The sequence below is a fragment of the Rhizobium sp. PDO1-076 genome, from assembly GCF_000247475.1.
Taxonomy (GTDB): Bacteria; Pseudomonadota; Alphaproteobacteria; order Rhizobiales; family Rhizobiaceae; genus Allorhizobium.
Genome location: NZ_AHZC01000241.1, coordinates 1 through 1930, shown reverse-complemented (window position 1 = coordinate 1930; position 1930 = coordinate 1). Strand labels below are relative to the sequence as shown.

General features: G+C 56.5%; 1 protein-coding gene and 2 pseudogenes. 2 read left to right on the top strand and 1 reads right to left on the bottom strand.

Annotated features, from left to right (window positions below; all coding sequences use genetic code 11):
* Positions 1-85 (top strand): annotated as a pseudogene (locus PDO_RS27920) (IS6 family transposase); the annotation flags it as partial.
* Positions 86-206: 121 nt separating this feature from the next.
* Positions 207-1239: pseudogene (locus PDO_RS14045) on the top strand (IS110 family RNA-guided transposase).
* A 247-nt stretch (positions 1240-1486) separates the two neighbouring features.
* Here PDO_RS14045 and PDO_RS14040 read toward each other — a convergent pair.
* On the bottom strand, positions 1487-1930 hold a 444-nt coding region (locus PDO_RS14040; protein WP_458574653.1), incomplete at its 5' end, for a transposase.

Sequence of the window (1930 nt, the reverse complement as noted above, 5' to 3'; positions counted from 1 at the left end):
GATCGGCACAGATGGCGCCAATACCTTCCCGTCGGCGATCAAAACGTCGGTGGACGACGGGCTTCTCCATCCCGACCCCGTGCACTAGATGCCGTAATGGGCCGACGCTTCCGAGAATGTAGCCAGATTGGTGGCTGTCCCTCAGAATGACGATGTTGAGACGGGGTCCGAGCTGGTCGGCCCCAAACATCAAGCGAGGAACAGCCATGGAGTACTTTGCCGGAATTGATGTTTCCTTTGGAAGCGAGCAGCGTGTGTTTGGTGGATGCCGCGGGCAAAATTATCCGCGAGACGAAGGTAGCGAGCGATCCAGATGCGCTGATCGAACACTTTGTTTCGTTGGAGTTTGCCGTGAGGTGGGTGGGGCTTGAAGCAGGTCCCTTGTCTCAATGGCTGCATGAGGGCCTAACGAAGGCTGGCTTTGATGTCGTTCTGCTGGAAACCCGCCATGTGAAGGCTGCCCTGTCGGCGATGATCATCAAGACGGACCGTAAAGATGCACGCGGCATCGCCCAATTGTTGCGGATGGGATGGTATCGCGCTGTGCATTCGAAATCTCCTGGCTCGCAGGATGTCCGGGCGCTTCTGACCGGTCGCAAACTGCGGCAGGCCAAATTGCGTGACGTCGAGCTCAGCATTCGGGGTATTTTGCGGGGCTATGGCTTGAAGGTTGGCGAGGTGAGCCGCGGCCGATTTGAAGCACGAATATTGGAGCTCGTCGACGGACACCCGGTGTTGAAGACCGTGATAGGCGCTATATTGCAGGCTCGTCATGCGCTTTGGACGGAGTTCACCAAAATGCATCGTGAGATGTTGAAAATCGTTCTCCAGGATCAGGTCTGCCAAAGACTGATGACCACACCGGGCGTTGGTGCGCTCGTTGCTATTACCTATCGCTCCGCGATCGACGACCCAAGCCGGTTTACGAAATCTCAGACCGTCGGCGCCTACTTCGGGTTGACGCCGAAGAAATACCAATCCGGCGAGACGGATCTGGACGGTGGCATCAGCAGGGTTGGTGACACAATGGTGCGCACCGCCCTTTACGAGGCGGCCCACATTAAGCTGACCCGTGCTACCAGGTTCTCGGCGCTGAAACGATGGGCAGTCGATGTGGCAAAACGGCGTGGCATGAAACGGGCGAAAGTCGCGCTGGCCCGCAAGCTTGCGACGATCCTTCGTCGTATGTGGGTGAACGAGAGCGAATTCCGTTGGGGCAAGGAAGCCTCTGCGGCATAGATAGCGGTATCGAGACGAGGTATTTTAGGCTCGTCTCAATGAAGGTCCCGTCACCGGGACGAGAGCCTGGCAAGGTCGTAAGTAGTGCTGTGAGGCTTCGGCAATCACGCCGCCTAGATTGACCTGCCGGTTCTGATCTTATGGCATGGTGTGGCGGCCTGCGTGTTGACCACGGACAGAAGCATGATCCTGGTGACGAGATTTTGGTACTGAGGGACTTGACGAACAAAGGCCCATTACAGAAGCACTACTTTGGCAGAATTGATTTTGAGGTCATTTGGAACCTGATACGGCAGTGTGGACATCGTTGTGGTGGATGGTGGTTTGAGAGCGCGGCTATGACGGCGCGTCGGATAGCTGGCAGTGTCGGTTTAGGCGGGCCGCGTCTGTTCCTTTTTTTCCGCTTTGCCTTGTATAGGCGCTGATGTTGCAGGAAGGCATAAGCGATCATGGTCATCAGCGCATGTCGATGAAGGCCTTGCCATGATCGGCCTTCGAAGTGATCGAGACCGAGTTCTTCCTTCATCTGCTGATGAGCCTGCTCGCAGACCCAACGAGCTTTAATGGCCGCCGCCAGTTGTTTCAATGTCGCCGCGGCCGGCAGATTGGACAGATAATATTTGCGTTCGTCGTTTGAGCGCCACTCGCCAACCAGCCAGGCTTCCTCGCCCGGCATATGCTGTTGCGGCAT